This is a genomic window from Flavobacterium fragile, assembly GCF_023634865.1.
GTDB classification, from domain to species: domain Bacteria; phylum Bacteroidota; class Bacteroidia; order Flavobacteriales; family Flavobacteriaceae; genus Flavobacterium; species Flavobacterium fragile.
In genome coordinates, this window is the sequence record NZ_JAMLJN010000006.1 from 48,237 (window position 1) to 64,613 (window position 16,377).

12 protein-coding genes are annotated in these 16,377 nt (G+C 33.0%); 3 read left to right on the top strand and 9 right to left on the bottom strand.

Annotated elements, in window-relative coordinates:
* Positions 1-56 precede the first annotated feature (56 nt).
* The 8 genes from trpB to NAT47_RS08440 form a co-directional block, all read right to left on the bottom strand.
* Positions 57-1,238, bottom strand: a complete 1,182-nt coding sequence (gene trpB / locus NAT47_RS08405; RefSeq protein ID WP_250581951.1) for a tryptophan synthase subunit beta — start codon at positions 1,236-1,238, stop codon at positions 57-59.
* Entirely contained in the window at positions 1,228-1,863 is a 636-nt protein-coding gene (locus NAT47_RS08410; RefSeq protein ID WP_250581952.1) for a phosphoribosylanthranilate isomerase, read from the bottom strand. Before NAT47_RS08410 ends, trpB begins: the two co-directional genes overlap by 11 nt.
* The gene (trpC, locus tag NAT47_RS08415) at positions 1,860-2,645 is read right to left on the bottom strand and encodes an indole-3-glycerol phosphate synthase TrpC (protein ID WP_250581953.1); all 786 of its coding nucleotides are present in this window, start codon (positions 2,643-2,645) and stop codon (positions 1,860-1,862) included. Before trpC ends, NAT47_RS08410 begins: the two co-directional genes overlap by 4 nt.
* Positions 2,646-2,720: 75 nt before the next feature.
* Positions 2,721-3,713 (bottom strand): anthranilate phosphoribosyltransferase, encoded by a 993-nt coding sequence (trpD, locus tag NAT47_RS08420; RefSeq protein ID WP_250581954.1) that lies wholly within the window; start codon positions 3,711-3,713, stop codon positions 2,721-2,723.
* A gap of 92 nt (positions 3,714-3,805) precedes the next feature.
* Positions 3,806-4,372 (bottom strand): anthranilate synthase component II, encoded by a 567-nt coding sequence (locus NAT47_RS08425; protein WP_250582093.1) that lies wholly within the window; start codon positions 4,370-4,372, stop codon positions 3,806-3,808.
* A 63-nt stretch (positions 4,373-4,435) separates the two neighbouring features.
* Positions 4,436-5,836, bottom strand: coding sequence for an anthranilate synthase component I family protein (locus NAT47_RS08430; RefSeq protein WP_250581955.1), 1,401 nt, complete (start codon positions 5,834-5,836; stop codon positions 4,436-4,438).
* A 205-nt stretch (positions 5,837-6,041) separates the two neighbouring features.
* Positions 6,042-8,444 (bottom strand): alpha-ketoacid dehydrogenase subunit alpha/beta, encoded by a 2,403-nt coding sequence (locus NAT47_RS08435; protein ID WP_250581956.1) that lies wholly within the window; start codon positions 8,442-8,444, stop codon positions 6,042-6,044.
* A 183-nt stretch (positions 8,445-8,627) separates the two neighbouring features.
* Positions 8,628-11,240: a gluzincin family metallopeptidase gene (locus tag NAT47_RS08440; RefSeq protein ID WP_250581957.1), complete on the bottom strand. Its 2,613-nt coding sequence runs from the start codon at positions 11,238-11,240 to the stop codon at positions 8,628-8,630.
* A 363-nt stretch (positions 11,241-11,603) separates the two neighbouring features.
* Here NAT47_RS08440 and NAT47_RS08445 point away from each other — a divergent pair, with 363 nt between their 5' ends.
* Together NAT47_RS08445 and NAT47_RS08450 are read left to right on the top strand one after the other, a co-directional pair.
* Positions 11,604-13,610 carry an endonuclease gene (locus NAT47_RS08445; protein ID WP_250581958.1) on the top strand — a complete coding sequence of 669 codons (2,007 nt, stop codon included), beginning with the start codon at positions 11,604-11,606 and terminating at the stop codon, positions 13,608-13,610.
* A gap of 104 nt (positions 13,611-13,714) precedes the next feature.
* A complete protein-coding gene (locus tag NAT47_RS08450) occupies positions 13,715-14,155 on the top strand; it encodes a hypothetical protein (protein WP_250581959.1) in 441 nt (146 codons plus the stop codon).
* A 34-nt stretch (positions 14,156-14,189) separates the two neighbouring features.
* Here the strand turns inward: NAT47_RS08450 and glmM are convergent, their stop codons facing one another.
* Positions 14,190-15,578: a phosphoglucosamine mutase gene (gene glmM / locus NAT47_RS08455; RefSeq protein WP_250581960.1), complete on the bottom strand. Its 1,389-nt coding sequence runs from the start codon at positions 15,576-15,578 to the stop codon at positions 14,190-14,192.
* 178 nt (positions 15,579-15,756) lie between these two features.
* On the opposite strand from glmM, the gene NAT47_RS08460 reads away from it, so the two are divergent.
* Positions 15,757-16,350: an acyl carrier protein phosphodiesterase gene (locus tag NAT47_RS08460; RefSeq protein WP_250581961.1), complete on the top strand. Its 594-nt coding sequence runs from the start codon at positions 15,757-15,759 to the stop codon at positions 16,348-16,350.
* Positions 16,351-16,377: the final 27 nt, after the last annotated feature.

A 16,377-nucleotide genomic window follows, 5' to 3' on the forward strand; every position in this document is an offset into this window, starting at 1 on the left:
TACTAACTTTATATAAAGTTTTTAAAAGTTCATGTAAGTTTTTAGCTAATCACTATTCAAAACTTAAAATAATCGATATACGTATTCAAATCTTTATCCCCTCTTCCCGATAAATTGATGACCACAATATCATTAGGTTGGAATTGTTTTTTATCCAAGACAGAAAAAGCATGAGCGGTCTCAATTGCTGGAATAATACCTTCTGTTTTTGATATTTCTAATCCAGATTGCATGGCTTCTTTATCTGTTATAGCTATGAATTCTGCACGTTTAGTATCGTGTAAATGAGCATGAAGTGGACCAACACCCGGATAATCCAATCCAGCGGAAATAGAGTAAGGTTCGGTAATTTGTCCGTCTTCGGTTTGCATTAATAAAGTTTTACTTCCGTGAATGATTCCAATTTTTCCTAAAACAGAAGTCGCAGCACTTTCATCAGAATCAACTCCGTGTCCAGCCGCTTCCACAGCAATTAATTTTACCGATTCTTCGTCTAAAAATTCGTAAAAAGCACCAGCAGCATTGCTTCCACCACCCACACAAGCAATTACATAATCTGGATTTTCTTTACCTTCTTGAGCTAAAAGTTGGGATTTAATTTCCTTAGAAATCACACTTTGAAAACGTGCCACCATATCTGGATAAGGATGTGGTCCCACCACAGAACCAATGATGTAAAACGTATCAATTGGATTGTTAATCCAATCGCGAATCGCTTCATTAGTAGCATCTTTCAAAGTTTTTGAACCTGAAGATGCTGGACGAACTTCTGCGCCTAACATTTTCATGCGGGCTACATTGGGAGCTTGTCTTTTGATGTCGACTTCACCCATGTACACGATACATTCTAATCCCATTAAAGCACAAACCGTTGCTGTCGCTACGCCATGTTGACCTGCACCAGTTTCAGCAATGATTCTGGTTTTACCTAAACGTTTGGCGACTAAAATTTGACCGATGGTGTTGTTAATTTTGTGTGCTCCGGTGTGACATAAATCTTCTCGCTTCAAGTAGATTTTGGTGTTGTATTTTTCGGATAAACGTTTGGCAAAATACAAAGGCGTTGGGCGACCCACAAATTGTTGTAGCAAGTCGTTAAACTCTTCTTGAAAAGAAGGTTCGGCCATAATTTTTAAGTAGTTTTCTTTTAATTCCTCTACATTAGGATACAACATTTCGGGAATAAAAGCTCCTCCAAATTGGCCGTAAAATCCATTTTCATCAACATTATATTTCATATAGCAATTTTTTAAATTTTTGCAACTTGATTTTATTTTTGATTCCAAGTTTTTTTTCGAAACGGCTATTGACATCAATTCCATAGCACTTATTTGCAGCGGGTGATTTTAGAAGTTTTTTTAATCCGTCAATTTCTGTAGTTCCAATGCCACCGCTTAAAAAGTATGGAACATTAAAGTGATAATTTTCCAAAATAGTCCAATCGAAAGTAATTCCGTTGCCACCTGGTAATTTTCCTTTCGTATCAAAAAGAAAATAATCGACAGCAAATACATATTCTTTTAATTTTGAAAAATTGAAAGTTGAATCCATGGAAAAAACTTTGATGACTTCAACACCTAATTTTTTCACATTTTCACAAATAATAAACGACTCATTTCCATGTAATTGAATGATGTCTAATTGATATTGATTAATTTTTGCAGCAATTTCTTGTATCGACGCATCTACAAAAACGCCTACTTTTTTTGTAGTTTCATGAAGTTCAGGAATCGAATCCAAAGTCATATTTCGTTTTGATTTTTCCCAAAAGATAAAACCTAGATAATCAGGTTGTAAAGCTGAAATTTCCGTGATGTTTTCTGGATATTTCATACCGCAAATTTTTAGTTTTATGTTTTTCATGCCATTAATTTTTGAATGAATTGTTTAGCTTCCAAACCTGGATTTTCAGTTTTCATGAAAAGTTCTCCCATTAAAAATCCTTGATAGCCAAGTTGTTGTAATTCTTTTACTGCTTCAATTGAACTAATGCCACTTTCAGACACTTTTACGAATTCTTCTGGAATTTTAGTAGCTAATTCTTTGCTGTAATCCAAACTCACTTCAAAAGTTTTTAAATTGCGATTGTTCACTCCAATCATATCTAAACTTGGCATAATCGATTTTTCCAATTCCTCCAAATTATGAACTTCCAACAATACTTCTAAACCTAAACTTTGAGCAAATTCAGAAAGTTGCTTGATTTCTTTTTGAGTTAAAACCGCTGCGATTAGTAAGATTACATCGGCTCCGTGCGCTTTGGCTTCCAAAATTTGATATTCCTCAACAATGAATTCTTTTCGTAACAAAGGAATATTTGCCGAAGCTTTTGCTAATAAAAAATCATCCAAACTTCCACCAAAATATTTAGCATCTGTCAAAACAGAAATTCCGCAAACGCCTGCATTTTGATAACCTAAAACCACATCTTCTACTGAATGATTATTGTTAATTACAGCTTTAGAAGGCGAACGACGCTTATGCTCGGCAATAATTCCTGAAACACTATTTTTCAATAATTTACTCATAGAATACGTTCGAGAATTGAATAAAACCGAAGCTTCTAATTGCGAAACAGGAATAATGTTTTTCTTTATTTCGACTTCGCGTTTTTTATCGGTGATGATTTTATCTAAGATATTCATAATTATTATTTTTGTGTCACATCGAGCGAAGTCGAGATGTTCATAAGTTCTCGATTTCGCTCGAATTGATAACTATTAGTTGCTTATTTCAATTAATTTTTTCAATTTTTCTAATGCTTTTCCGCTGGCTAAACTTTCTTGCGCTTTGGCTAAAGCTTCCTCATAATTCGACTTTTCAACGGTCTGAATTGCAATTGCTGCATTTGCACAAACCACATTATTTTGAGCTGTGGTTCCTTTTCCAGAAATCACGTTGTAGAAAATTTTAGCGGTTTCATCCACAGTTGTTCCCCCTCTGATAGTTTCTAGTTTGCATTCTGGTAATTTGAAATCGTAAGGTTTTAAAATTTGTTCGGAAGTGTTGGAAATGATTTTTACTTCATCAGTCAAGGAAACTTCATCAAATCCGCTTAATCCGTGTAAAATGGAGTAGTTGGTATTCGTGTTTTGGTACAAATACGCATACATTCTCGCTAATTCCAAACTAAAAACGCCCACCATTTGATTCTTTGGGAATGATGGATTCACCATAGGGCCTAACATATTAAAAAACGTTTTCACGCCTAATTCTTTTCGAATCGGACCTACATTTTTCATAGCAGGGTGGAAGAGTGGTGCGTGTAAAATAGCAATATTGGTTTCTTCAATAGATTTGGTTAAGAAATCGGAATCGTTAGTGAATTTTACCCCCATTTTTTCCATCACATTACTTGATCCAGAAATCGAAGAAACTCCATAATTTCCATGTTTTGCGACTTTAATTCCTGTTCCAGCTACAATAAAAGAAGCTAAAGTGGAAATATTGAAAGTATCTTTTCCATCGCCACCAGTTCCACACAAGTCAATCGTATTGTAAGCAGAAAAATCTACGGGATTACACAATTCTAGCAAAGCTTCACGGAAACCTGCTAATTCTTCAATAGTAATGCTTCGCATCATATAAACCGTCATGAATGCTGCAATTTGACTTGGATTATAACTTCCCGATGAAATATTGATCAAAACATCTTTTGCTTCTTCTTTAGTTAGAATTTCGTGTTGGATTAAACGATTTAATATATTTTTCATTTTAATTATTTTAAAATTGGACATAAGTTGGGCTGTACTTCACTGATTTTGTGTTAGAGAAGCAAGAAATTAAGCGTGTATGTTGTTGTTAATTAATGGCTAAGCCAATTTTCTAGAATTTTTTTTCCGAAAGGAGTTAAAACACTTTCTGGATGATATTGCACACCTCGAATATCAAAATGAGTGTGTTTCATAGACATAATTTGACCGTTTTCATCAATAGAAGTTACGATTAAATCGGCAGGAAGATTTTCGTTGGAAACGACCCAAGAATGGTAACGGCCTACTTCGAATTCGTTTGGTAAATCCTTGAAAATAAAGTCGTCTTCGGTTTTTGTGACTTTGGTTGCCACACCGTGATATACTTTTTCTAGATTGGTTAATTCTCCTCCAAAAACTTCTCCGATAGCTTGTAAGCCCAAACAAACTCCGAAAATACTTTTGCTTGAAGCGTATTTTTTGATTACCTCTTTCAATAAACCCGCTTCATCAGGAATTCCTGGTCCTGGCGAAAGTAATATTTTATCGAATTTTTCTAGTTCATTCAATTCAAATTCATCGTTTCTAAATACGGTTACATTCGCATTCAAATCCTCTAAATAGTGGACTAAATTGTAGGTGAAACTATCGTAATTGTCTATAACTGCTATTTTCATAATTTTTGTTTCATGTTTTTTTGTTTCAAGTTTCAAGTTCCAATTAACCTGAAACTTGAAACCTTTTTATATGTTTTCTGCTAAATCAAGGGCTTTTTGTAAAGCACCTAACTTATTGTACACTTCTTGTATTTCGTTTTCTTCGGTTGAACTTTCAACAATTCCGGCTCCAGCTTGAAAATGTAACGTGTGATTTTTACTCAAAAAAGAACGAATCATAATCGCGTGATTGAAATTGCCTTCAAAGTCTAACACTCCGATGGCGCCACCATAGAAACTTCGATTGGTTTTTTCGATGTTTTCAATCAATTGCATGGCTTTTATTTTTGGCGCTCCAGTTAAAGTTCCTGCCGGAAATGTCTTGGCAACTAATTCCATAAATGTATGATTTTCTTTTAATTTTCCCGATACTTTTGATACCAAATGAATCACGTGAGAGAAAAATTGCACTTCTTTGTATTTTTCTACTTTCACTTCGTGGCAACTTCGGCTTAAATCGTTTCTTGCTAAATCGACTAACATGACATGTTCGCTGTTTTCTTTCGTGTCTTCGCCTAATCTTTTGGCTAACTCGGCATCTTGTTCGTCGTTTCCTGTGCGTTTGAATGTGCCTGCGATAGGATGAATTTCGGCAAAATTGTTTTTGATTACTAATTGTGCTTCTGGTGATGAGCCGAATATTTTGAAATTTCCATAATCAAAATAAAACAAATACGGTGAAGGATTTATGCTTCGTAAAGCACGATACACATTGAATTCATCGCCTTTGAAATCTTGTGAAAATCTTCTAGAAAGTACCAATTGAAAAACATCGCCGCGTAAACAGTGTTTTTTGGCTAATGAAACATAGTTTTTGAATTCGTCATCGGTTAAGTTAGAAGTTCCGTTTCCTGATTTTTGAAAGGAGAATGTAGCAAAATTTCTTGCTTGTAATAACTGTTCAATTTCAGGGATATTATTACTTCCATCAAAACTATGACAAAATAAATAGGCTTCATTTTTGAAATGATTTATTGCGATGATATTCTGATAAACAGCGTAATAAATTTCAGGAATTTCGTTTTCTGATGATTTTTTAGCAATTGAAACTTTCTCAAAATATTGAATTGCATCGTAAGCTAAATAACCAAATAATCCTTGTGTAATGAATTTAAAATCTGACTTTTCATTTTCGAATTGATTAGAGAAATTTTCGATTTTTTTAGCAACATTAACATCAGCATCAATTGGAATAATCTCTGAAAATCCATCTGGAAAATTCGTTTCAATTTTTTGATTTTCCACTTTTATGGAAGCTATCGGATTGAAGCAGATGTACGAAAAACTATTATCATTTGCATGATAATCCGAACTTTCCAATAAAATGCTATTGGGAAATTTATCGCGAATTTTTAAGTAAACACTTACTGGCGTAATGGTGTCGGCAAGAATTTGTTTGTAACTAGTATGTAACTTGTATTTTTTCATGTGATTTGAATTTTTGGCAATAAAAAAAGGCTTGTCGTGATTGACAAGCCTTTTCTATGTATTGGTTTTAAATTATACTATAGCAGGTTTCGCTCACGACGTTTGACGTAAGTTAGACCACCACCAAGTATTATTTAAAATTGAAATCATGTTCTTAATTGTATGATGCAAATATTTCTAATTAATTTTCGAATAAACAAATTTTTTAATACAAACTTGGATATTTTGTTGGATCTGCTTCATTCATAATCGCATAAACTTTCTCAAAAATGTCTTCTGCAGAGGGCTTTGAGAAGTAATCACCATCCGTTCCATAAGCTGGTCGGTGCGCTTTAGATGTTAAGGTTTGAGGTGCGCTATCTAAATGTTTATAAGCATTTTGATTCTCCACAATTTCTTGTAAAATATAAGCACTTGCTCCACCTGGAACGTCTTCGTCAATTACTAATAAACGATTCGTTTTTGCAACCGATTTTACAATATCGTGATTGATATCGAAAGGTAAAAGCGATTGAATATCAATAATTTCAGCGCTAATTCCAACAGATTCTAATTCATTTGCTGCTTGTTCAACCAAACGTAATGTTGAACCGTAAGAAACTAACGTAATATCCGTTCCTTGTTTGATAGTTTCAACAACTCCGATTGGTGTTTTGAATTCGCCTAAATTCGTAGGCATTTTTTCTTTTAAACGGTAACCGTTCAAACATTCTACTACCAATGCAGGTTCGTCAGTTTCTAGCAATGTGTTATAAAAACCAGCGGCTTTGGTCATGTTTCTTGGAACTAAAACGTGAATTCCTCTAATCGCATTGATAATCATTCCCATTGGTGAACCTGAATGCCACACACCTTCTAAACGGTGACCGCGAGTTCTGATGATTAACGGTGCTTTTTGACGACCCGCTGTTCTGTATTGTAATGTCGCTAAATCATCACTCATGATTTGGATAGCGTACAACAAATAATCTAAATATTGAATTTCAGCAATTGGTCGTAATCCACGCATTGCCATTCCAATTCCTTGACCTAAAATTGTAGCTTCACGAATTCCTACATCGGCAACGCGTAATTCTCCGTATTTCTCTTGCATTCCTTCTAAACCTTGGTTTACGTCACCAATATTTCCAGAATCCTCACCAAAAATTAAGGTTTCTGGATATTTAGAAAAGATAGCATCAAAGTTGTCTCTTAAAACCAAACGAGCATCCACATCTTCCGCAGTTGCATCGTAAGTTGGAGCTACTTCTTTCGTTTTTAAAACGGTTGTATCCGATTGCGAAAATAAGTGCGAACTGAATTTTGGTTGGATTTTCTCTGTATAATTCTCAATCCAAGTTGCTAAAGTAGCACGTGAATTTTCTTTGATTATCATGCGCAATACTTTACGAGCGGCTACCAATAAATCTTTGCGAATTGGTTCTTTTATAGAAGCAACATCGTTAGCTATTTTTTCGATAAATACTTTGTTTTCACTTTGTGAAGCGATGGTGTTTAATAGACCAACTAACTCTTGTTGTTCAGCTTTAATTGGACTTGTAAAGTTGGTCCAAGCTGCTTTTTTACCTTCTAAAACATCTTTTTTAGCTTGGGCGTCGATTTCTTCTAATTCTTCTGAAGTAGCGATGTTGTTATCGATTAACCAAGTTTTCATTTTAGCTACACAATCAAATTCTGCTTCCCAAGCCAAACGTTCTGCATTTTTATAGCGTTCGTGACTTCCAGAAGTTGAGTGACCTTGCGGTTGCGTTAATTCGCTTACGTGCACTAAAACAGGAACGTGTTCTTCACGAGCAATTTGAGATGCTTTTTGGTACGTTTCTACTAAAGCTGGGTAATCCCAACCTTTAACGCGTAAAATTTCGTATCCTTTATTTTCTTCATCACGTTGGAAACCTTTTAAGATTTCTGAAATGTTTTCTTTTGTGGTTTGATGACGCGCATGCACTGAAATTCCGTATTCGTCATCCCAAACGCTCATTACCATTGGTACTTGTAAAACACCCGCAGCATTAATCGTTTCGAAGAATAAACCTTCAGAAGTAGAAGCATTTCCGATAGTTCCCCAAGCTACTTCATTTCCGTTTTCGGAGAAGTTGGTTTGGTTAATACCTGAAACATTTCTATATATTTTTGAAGCTTGAGCCAATCCTAACAAACGCGGCATTTGTCCAGCGGTAGGAGAGATGTCAGAGCTCGAATTTTTTTGTTGGGTTAAGTTTTTCCAATTTCCATTTTCATCTAATGAATGCGTTGCAAAGTGTCCGCCCATTTGACGACCAGCACTCATTGGATCAAAATTAATATCGGTATGGCCATATAATCCAGCGAAGAATTGCTCGATATTCATAGCACCAATTGCCATCATAAAGGTTTGGTCGCGGTAGTATCCTGAACGGAAATCTCCATTTTGAAATGCTTTTGCCATAGCTAATTGCGGCACTTCTTTACCATCGCCAAAAATACCAAATTTAGCTTTACCTGTGAGTACTTCTTTTCTTCCAAGAAGACTACATTCTCTACTAATTCGGGCGATTTTATAATCGTTAAGGACTTCTTTTTTGAAATCTTCAAAAGAAACTACTTCCGATGTTGTTGCTGTTTTCATAAACCGTTTATACGAAATTGATAATTCAACAAATTTAATTATTTAGCAGAATAAAACAATACTATGTTTGATAATTTTTTAATTATTATTAATTTATCAATAGATTTCGTTTTAAAAACGCAATGAATTTAAAAAAAAATGATTTTTATTTATGTAATTCTTAAAGATAGGGTTGAAAATATGTTAAAACCATTTTCTAGTGAATAATGAAATTAAAGTTTTAGGGGCTAATGTTACTACAAAACGAATTTTTTCTCCATAATTATTTGAATTTAATTCGAAACCATTGGAAGAGTAAACAGGTAAGAAAAGTTCAAAAAAATCAGGAACTAAGTTAAAATGCAAACCGGAATCAAAAACGAATTTAGCAGTTGAATATTGGTTTTTAAGCATTCCAGCATCTCCATAAATTTGAATCCAATTCCAAATATTGAAAGTTCCGTTAATAGTTGCCATCCATTGGTTAGCAAGTCTTGTGTCAAATTTAGACTTGAATCCACCTTCTGCATAAACGTATTGTTGACTATAAATACCTGTGGTTTCACTTCTTCCTAATAAATTATAATCAAACATATAATCGTTGGGTCTGTCTAGTCCAAAACTAAAAAAGTCTGAATTGGTACTTCTGAACATAAAGGCTCCGGCAAAAAGGCGTAAACTAATTTGACGATTGTTTTCGAATAATTTTCGATAGTGAATTTCAGAAGCAATTTTTCCAAAAGAATTGGATATTTGCAAATCATTTAAAATGGAAAAGTGTTTGGTTCCTTCGGACTGGTAATTTCCATATTTTAGATTGAAAATATTGTAATTTTCAGTGTTAGTATCTGTAATATATTCTGATTTATCACGATTCACATACACTTGTCTTATTTGAATGAATTCGTTTTTATTAGTTCTTAAATTTTCATCACGAAATCTAAATTGAATCATCGGTGTAAAAGTTGTGTAAAAAGCATCTTTTGTGTAATGAAAACGACTACCATTTGCCATGTATCTGATACTATATAGCTTTCCTTTTTCGCGAATATTATCTTCAATTAAGGTGGAAAATTTTCCAACAAAAGTCCCCGTATTAGTTGAATACATAGGACTTATACTAAATATAAAAGGTTTATTGAGTATTGATTTATTGTTGAATCGAATTCCAGGTGCTATTCCGTCATATATATTAAATTCAGCTTCTGGAACAAAAAATAATTGATTGTAATTTGGCTCTTCCAAATCTTTGAAAAAAAGAAACTTAAATGGACGGTTGTTAAAAAAGAAACCTTTTAGAGATTTCCAATTGTTTCTTAGATTGTATTCGGGAACTTCATTGAAATAGTTTAAGGTTAATTTATCAGCTTCAAATCTTGGAACGATTAGTGTGGAATCGGATGTGATATTGGTAATCCAACTTTTATGAACGATTTCATTATCCTTGATGTGATAGAGTGAAATCGGCACATTAGTTCCTGTTTTATTGATAATGTTAACTGATAAAGAATCCTTTGATTTGGTTACTTTTCCAAATTTATAATCTATTAAATCACGCGTTTCAATAACAGTTCTAAAAAACCAACCGATATCTTTAGGACTATTTTTCAATAAAACGGTTTCGAATTGACGTGAATTGCTTCCGAAAAATTGATTTTCTTGGATATATTCTCGAATTGAATTATGAACAATATCATCTCCTAAATAACTATCTAAATATTTAAAACTTAATCCTGCTCTATATTTACTAGCGATTTGCTCATTAAATTTTATCAATTTATTTTTTGGTTCGTTCAGTGGTTGATCTAGATTTTTTCTTGCCATCAACATATATAAATAATTGAATTGTTGGTTAAAATCGAGATTAACAAAATGGTAAGGTTTTAAAATTTTTAGATTAGCTACATTTCCAGTCATCTTTAAATTTGGGAAATATTCTTCCGCGTACTGCATCATTAAAAATAGTTGAATACCATCATAAATCCAATAGTCGCGTCTTTGGTTAAGATTCAAATTTTCCTTTAAATAATTATTCAAATAGGTTTTTAAAAATTTTAATTCAAACATGAGATTGTCTGAAAATGGACTTAAAAAACTAGGTAATTGATTTAATCCATAAAAAGGCTGACGCGCATAATCTTCTTGAGAAATTAATATTTTAGAAGTTAGTGGCGATCCAAGTTTTGAAGCTGTAAACCTACTAATTCTGTCAAAAATAATAGCTTTATCAATTTCATTTACTTTGTTGTCAACAATGCCACAACTTACTTCAATAATTTCATTTTTATAAGTTTGATAAGTTAAATTTGGTTCAATAATTATAACAACTTCACTTTTGTTTTTTGCATTTAAAGTGATTTTTTTAGTGGATGAAAGAGCCAAAGTTTCTAATATGTTCAAATTACTATTTAAATAGAAATCGTTCGGAATTTCGATGTCAATTTCAAAATCTGAAAAAGCATTTGGAATGTCATCGAGATTCTCGTTGCTTTGTAATACAAATTGTTTGTTTTCGAATTGTGCCGGATTCAAATACCAATTTTTTAATATGATACTTCCATTGCTGTAATAACCATATTTAGTGAACTTAGCGTCGGGAATTTTTACAAGATAAGTAAATGAAAAAGTTTGTTTTGAACAAGGTAAGATAGGTTCATTAAGTTCTAATTTTAATAAATCAACTTTTGCATTGGCTCGATTCCATGAAACGGACTTATATTTTTCATCAACTATGTTTTTTATGCTTGTGAAACCTCTTTCTTTTTCACTTGCCAAGTGAAAAGAGCGGATAAATTCATCCGAAAATTTCTTTGCCAAAGGGGATGTTTTAGATGAAAATGCGTTGTTCCAATCGTTGAGAATAATATGGTTTAAAGTGTCGTTACTTGTGTTGTTGTAGGTTAAAACTTGTTGTATTAGTAAAGTTTTTTCTTCTATGTTTACTCTTACGCTAATTTTAGAATGGTGTTGAGAGTAAAATAGAACAGGAAATAAAAGTAGAAATATTTTAATCGCTTTTTTCAATATCGAGATAAATGTTTTTGTTATTTATGTTTTATAGATCACAAATTAAGTAAAAAGTTGCTTTATTTTCCTGAAAATAAATTAAATTCACGATTTATATCGTGAATTAGGCTATTTTATAACTAATATTCGTAATTTTGATAAAAATAGTTTTTTATGCCCCAAAATTTACTTGCTTATTTATTCCTTTTATTAGGAATGTTTTCTTATTCTCAAAATGTAGTTATCAATGAAATTGATGCTGATACTCCTGGTACTGATCAATTAGAATTTGTTGAATTAAAGTCTACTACCCCTAACTTTTCTTTAGATGGTTATGTTCTAGTTTTTTTTAATGGAGGAAGTTCAACACCTTTTTCAGGTACATTAAGTTATTATGCTATTGATCTTGATGGATTACAAACTGATTTCAATGGAATAATTCACATTGGGAATCAGTTAGTGACTCCTACACCTTTTCAACTTTTTCCAAATAGTACAATACAAAATGGTCCAGACGTAGTTGCTTTATATTTGGGAAATGCTTCAGATTTTGAATCAGGTACTGTTGCAACAAATAGTAATCTTGTAGATGCATTGGCATATTCAGGAAATAATAATCAACCAGCTAGTTTGATGAATATTTTAGGTATTTCGAATTGTACAAATGAAAATAGAAATAATTTAGCTGCTTCACAATCCATTCAAAGAAAAAATGATGGAACTTATGAAGTAAAATCTCCAACTCCAGGTATGAACAACGATGGTAGTGGAACAATTCCAAATTACATAACTGTTTCATTTCCACAAACTAGTTTTAATGAAGGTGATAGTTTTAATATCACATTTACCACTAGTCAACCAGTTCAGAATCAAAATTTGATAATGAATTTTACTTTGGCTAATGGAAATTTCAATAATCAAGATTTTTCCGGAGGTTTAACTGTAATGATTCCTGTTGGGCAAACAACTACACAGAATGGTATTATTATTAGAAATGATGGAATTGATGAAGGGGATGAAGAAATGAAATTTATTTTACAGTCTTTACCAATTGGTTATGTTTCTTATAACAATAATATGATCTTTAGGGTTAATGATGCTAATTTTGCGACTGATCCTTGGGGAACCCCTTTAAATCCTACCTATAATATTGTATCACCAACGATACCTCAGGGTTATTATAGTTCTTTAGAGGGTTTATCCGGAAATGCATTAAAACAAGAATTACAGAATATTATTGCGAATCCTGCAGTAGTTAGATTGCATAGTTATGCTGATATTTGGGAGATTTTAAGAAACGCTGATCGTAATCCCGCCAATAATAATCAGGTTTGGTGTATGTATGTAGAGCAGCCAATGTCAAAATTAGATCAACAAATTACAAGTAGTATTGTTGATAAATGGAATAGAGAACATATTTTTTGTCAATCAAGAGGTGGTTTTGAAGTGGCTCAAGGGGATACAGCGGATGGTATCAATATATGGACAACTACAAGTGCAGCAAGTAGAGTTGATGGTGTTTCTGATGCTCATCATATACGAGCTGAGAATGGTCAAGAAAATTCATCTAGAAATAATAAAAATTATGGTCCATCAAATACTACTACTGTTTATGCCGGACCAACGGGAACTCACGGTTCGTGGAGAGGTGATGTGGCCAGAGCTTTGTTTTATATGGCGGTTCGTTTTGATGGTTTAAATATAGTTAATGGTGATCCTAGCGAATATTTGATTAATACAACAACAAGTTCCGGTAACATAGGTGATTTAGCCACTTTATTGGTATGGAATAGTTTAGACCCAAGAGACGATTTTGAAATGAATCGAAACAATTACATCTATACTTGGCAAATGAATCGTAATCCCTTTATTGATCATCCTAGTTTAGTAGATTATATTTTTGGTACAAATTTTGGCCAACCTTGGTCAGCAACTTTATCAACTCAAACACCTATTGATAAAAAAATAGCAGTTTATCCAAATCCAGCTTCGGATTATCTGATAGTTTCTGGTTTAGAGGGAGTTTCAAAAGTTGAAATTTACACCATCACAGGTCAATTGGTGCAAAATATAGATTTTGAAAATGAGGTACGCATTAAATTAGATATAAGTGCCGGAATGTATTTGGTTAAAGTTACTAACGGTTTTCAAACATCAACAAAAAAAATCATAGTTAAATAAACTCATTACTGTTTTTAGAAATGTTAAAAAATGTTAAAATTACTTTTCATGTAATTTTTGGCAATGTTATTGGTTTTAGTTTTATAACTATTAAATTTAAAACTATGGAAACTATTAAAAACAAAATAGCAACCCTTCTAGGAGTATTGATTTTAGTGTTTATGTTGGTTGTACCATCAGATGTTTTTTCTCAAGGGCCTCCACCATGGGCTCCAGCTCATGGCTACAGAGCAAAAACAAGACATATTTACTTCCCTGATCAGAACATGTATTATGACATTCAAAAAGGGGTTTATATTTATTTTAATAATGGAAAATGGTCGGTTAGCGCAAAAGTTCCTTCAGTTTTTGTTAGTATTAATCTGGGAAGAAGTACCCAAGTTGAATTGGATTTCTATGGAGATAGACCACAACGATATAATTATTCTCATAAAACAAAATACAAAGTAAAGAAGCACAAATCTCATAAACACGACCACCACAATCATCATCACCATAAAAAAGGGAATGGTAATGGAATTAATGGGAGAGGAAATGGTAAATAAAAAAAGGTCAGATTTTTAAATCTGACCTTTTCATTTATATTCTCGCTATCTCTTTTAGCTCCTTAACAAAGCGTTCGGCTAAAACATCGGCTTCGGTTTGTGATGGTGCTTCCGTGTAAATTCTGATGATAGGTTCTGTGTTTGATTTTCTTAAATGCACCCATTCGGTTGGGAAATCAATTTTTACGCCATCTATAGTTGAAATATTTTCCGATTTATATTTTTCGGTTAACGTGGCTAAAACGTTGTCTACATCAATTTGAGGGGTTAATTCAATTTTGTTTTTACTCATGTAATATTGTGGAAAACTCGCTCTAATTTCAGCAACCGTCTTATCTTGATTGGCTAAATAGGTTAAAAACAAAGCCGCTCCTACAATACTATCACGACCATAATGCGATGATGGATAGATAATTCCTCCATTTCCTTCACCACCAATAATAGCATTGGTTTTCTTCATTAATTCTACAACATTCACTTCTCCAACAGCACTTGCTTGATACGTTCCGCCATGTTTTTCGGTAATATCACGTAAAGCACGAGAAGACGACATATTAGAAACCGTATTTCCTGGAGTTTTTGATAAAACATAATCCGCAACAGCTACCAAAGTATATTCTTCACCAAACATTTCGCCATCGTTCGAAATGAAAGCTAATCGATCTACATCTGGGTCAACTACAATTCCGAAATCAGCTTTTTCTTCTACAACTAATTTACAAATATCACTTAAGTGTTCTTTCAAAGGCTCTGGATTGTGTGGAAAATGTCCGTTTGGCTCGCAGTATAATTTTACGACTTCAACACCCATTTGCTCTAATAGGTTGGGAATAATAATTCCTCCTGAAGAATTTACAGCATCTACAACCACTTTGAATTTTTTAGAACGAACTAAGTCGGCATCAACCAAAGGCAATTCTAATACTTCATCAATATGAATATCCATGTAAGCATGGTTCTCAGTAACTTCTCCTAATGAATCTACATCAGCAAAATCAAAGGCTTCAGCTTCTGCAATTTCAAGAATTTTAGCTCCATCGGCACCGCTTAAAAATTCGCCCTTTGCATTTAATAATTTAAGAGCATTCCATTGTTTTGGGTTGTGTGATGCGGTTAAGATGATTCCGCCATCCGCTTTTTCCATTGGTACTGCAATTTCAACCGTTGGTGTAGTGGATAAACCCAAATCGATAACATCAATTCCTAAACCAACTAAGGTATTCACCACCAAATTATGAATCATAGGCCCCGAGATTCTCGCATCTCGACCAATAACTACTTTTAGTTTCTCTTTTGCAATGTTTTGTTTTAAAAAGGTTCCGTAGGCAGAAGCAAATTTTACGGCATCAACCGGAGTTAAATTATCACCAACTTTGCCTCCAATAGTACCGCGAATTCCTGAGATAGATTTTATTAATGTCATTTTTATAGTTTAAAAGTTTAAAAGTAAACCGAATTGTGTCACAAATATAAAAAGTTAGAAATTGGAATTCGTCAAAAATTAGAAAGATTTTTATATATTTACTCTTGATAGTTATGTGTAAACAAAATCAGCAATCCTTTTAAACTTATAAACACATAAACTTTTAACCTTTTCCAATATGAATTTTCTCGCACATATTTATTTATCTGGTGATAATGATTTTGTTAAAATTGGCAATTTCATGGCGGATAGTATTCGTGGTTCCAGGTATTTAGATTATTCGCCTGAGATTCAGAAAGGGGTTTTGTTGCATCGTCATATCGATAGTTTTACTGACGCACATTCTATTTATCGGAGAAGTAAACATCGTTTGCATGAAAAATACGGACATTATTCAGGGGTGATTATGGACATAGCATATGATCATTTTTTAGCGAAAAATTGGAGTAAATATTCTAATGAAAAGTTAGAACATTATGCCGCTGATTTTTATCAATTAATGCAAGATAACTACGAAATTCTAACCGAAAGAACAAAAGGAATGTTGCCTTACATGATTGGCAGAAATTGGTTAGTAAGTTATGCATCTTTAGAAGGTTTAGAAATGATTCTTTTTCAAATGGATCATAGAACTAAAAACAGAGTGCATATGCAGGAAGCGGTTGTAGAAATTAAAGCATTTTATTCTGAATTTGAAGCCGAATTTTTTCAGTTTTTTGAGGAATTAAAACTTTCATGTCAACAAAAATTAAAGGAATTGAATCAACTATAAATTTTGATTTCGATTTATAAAACTTAA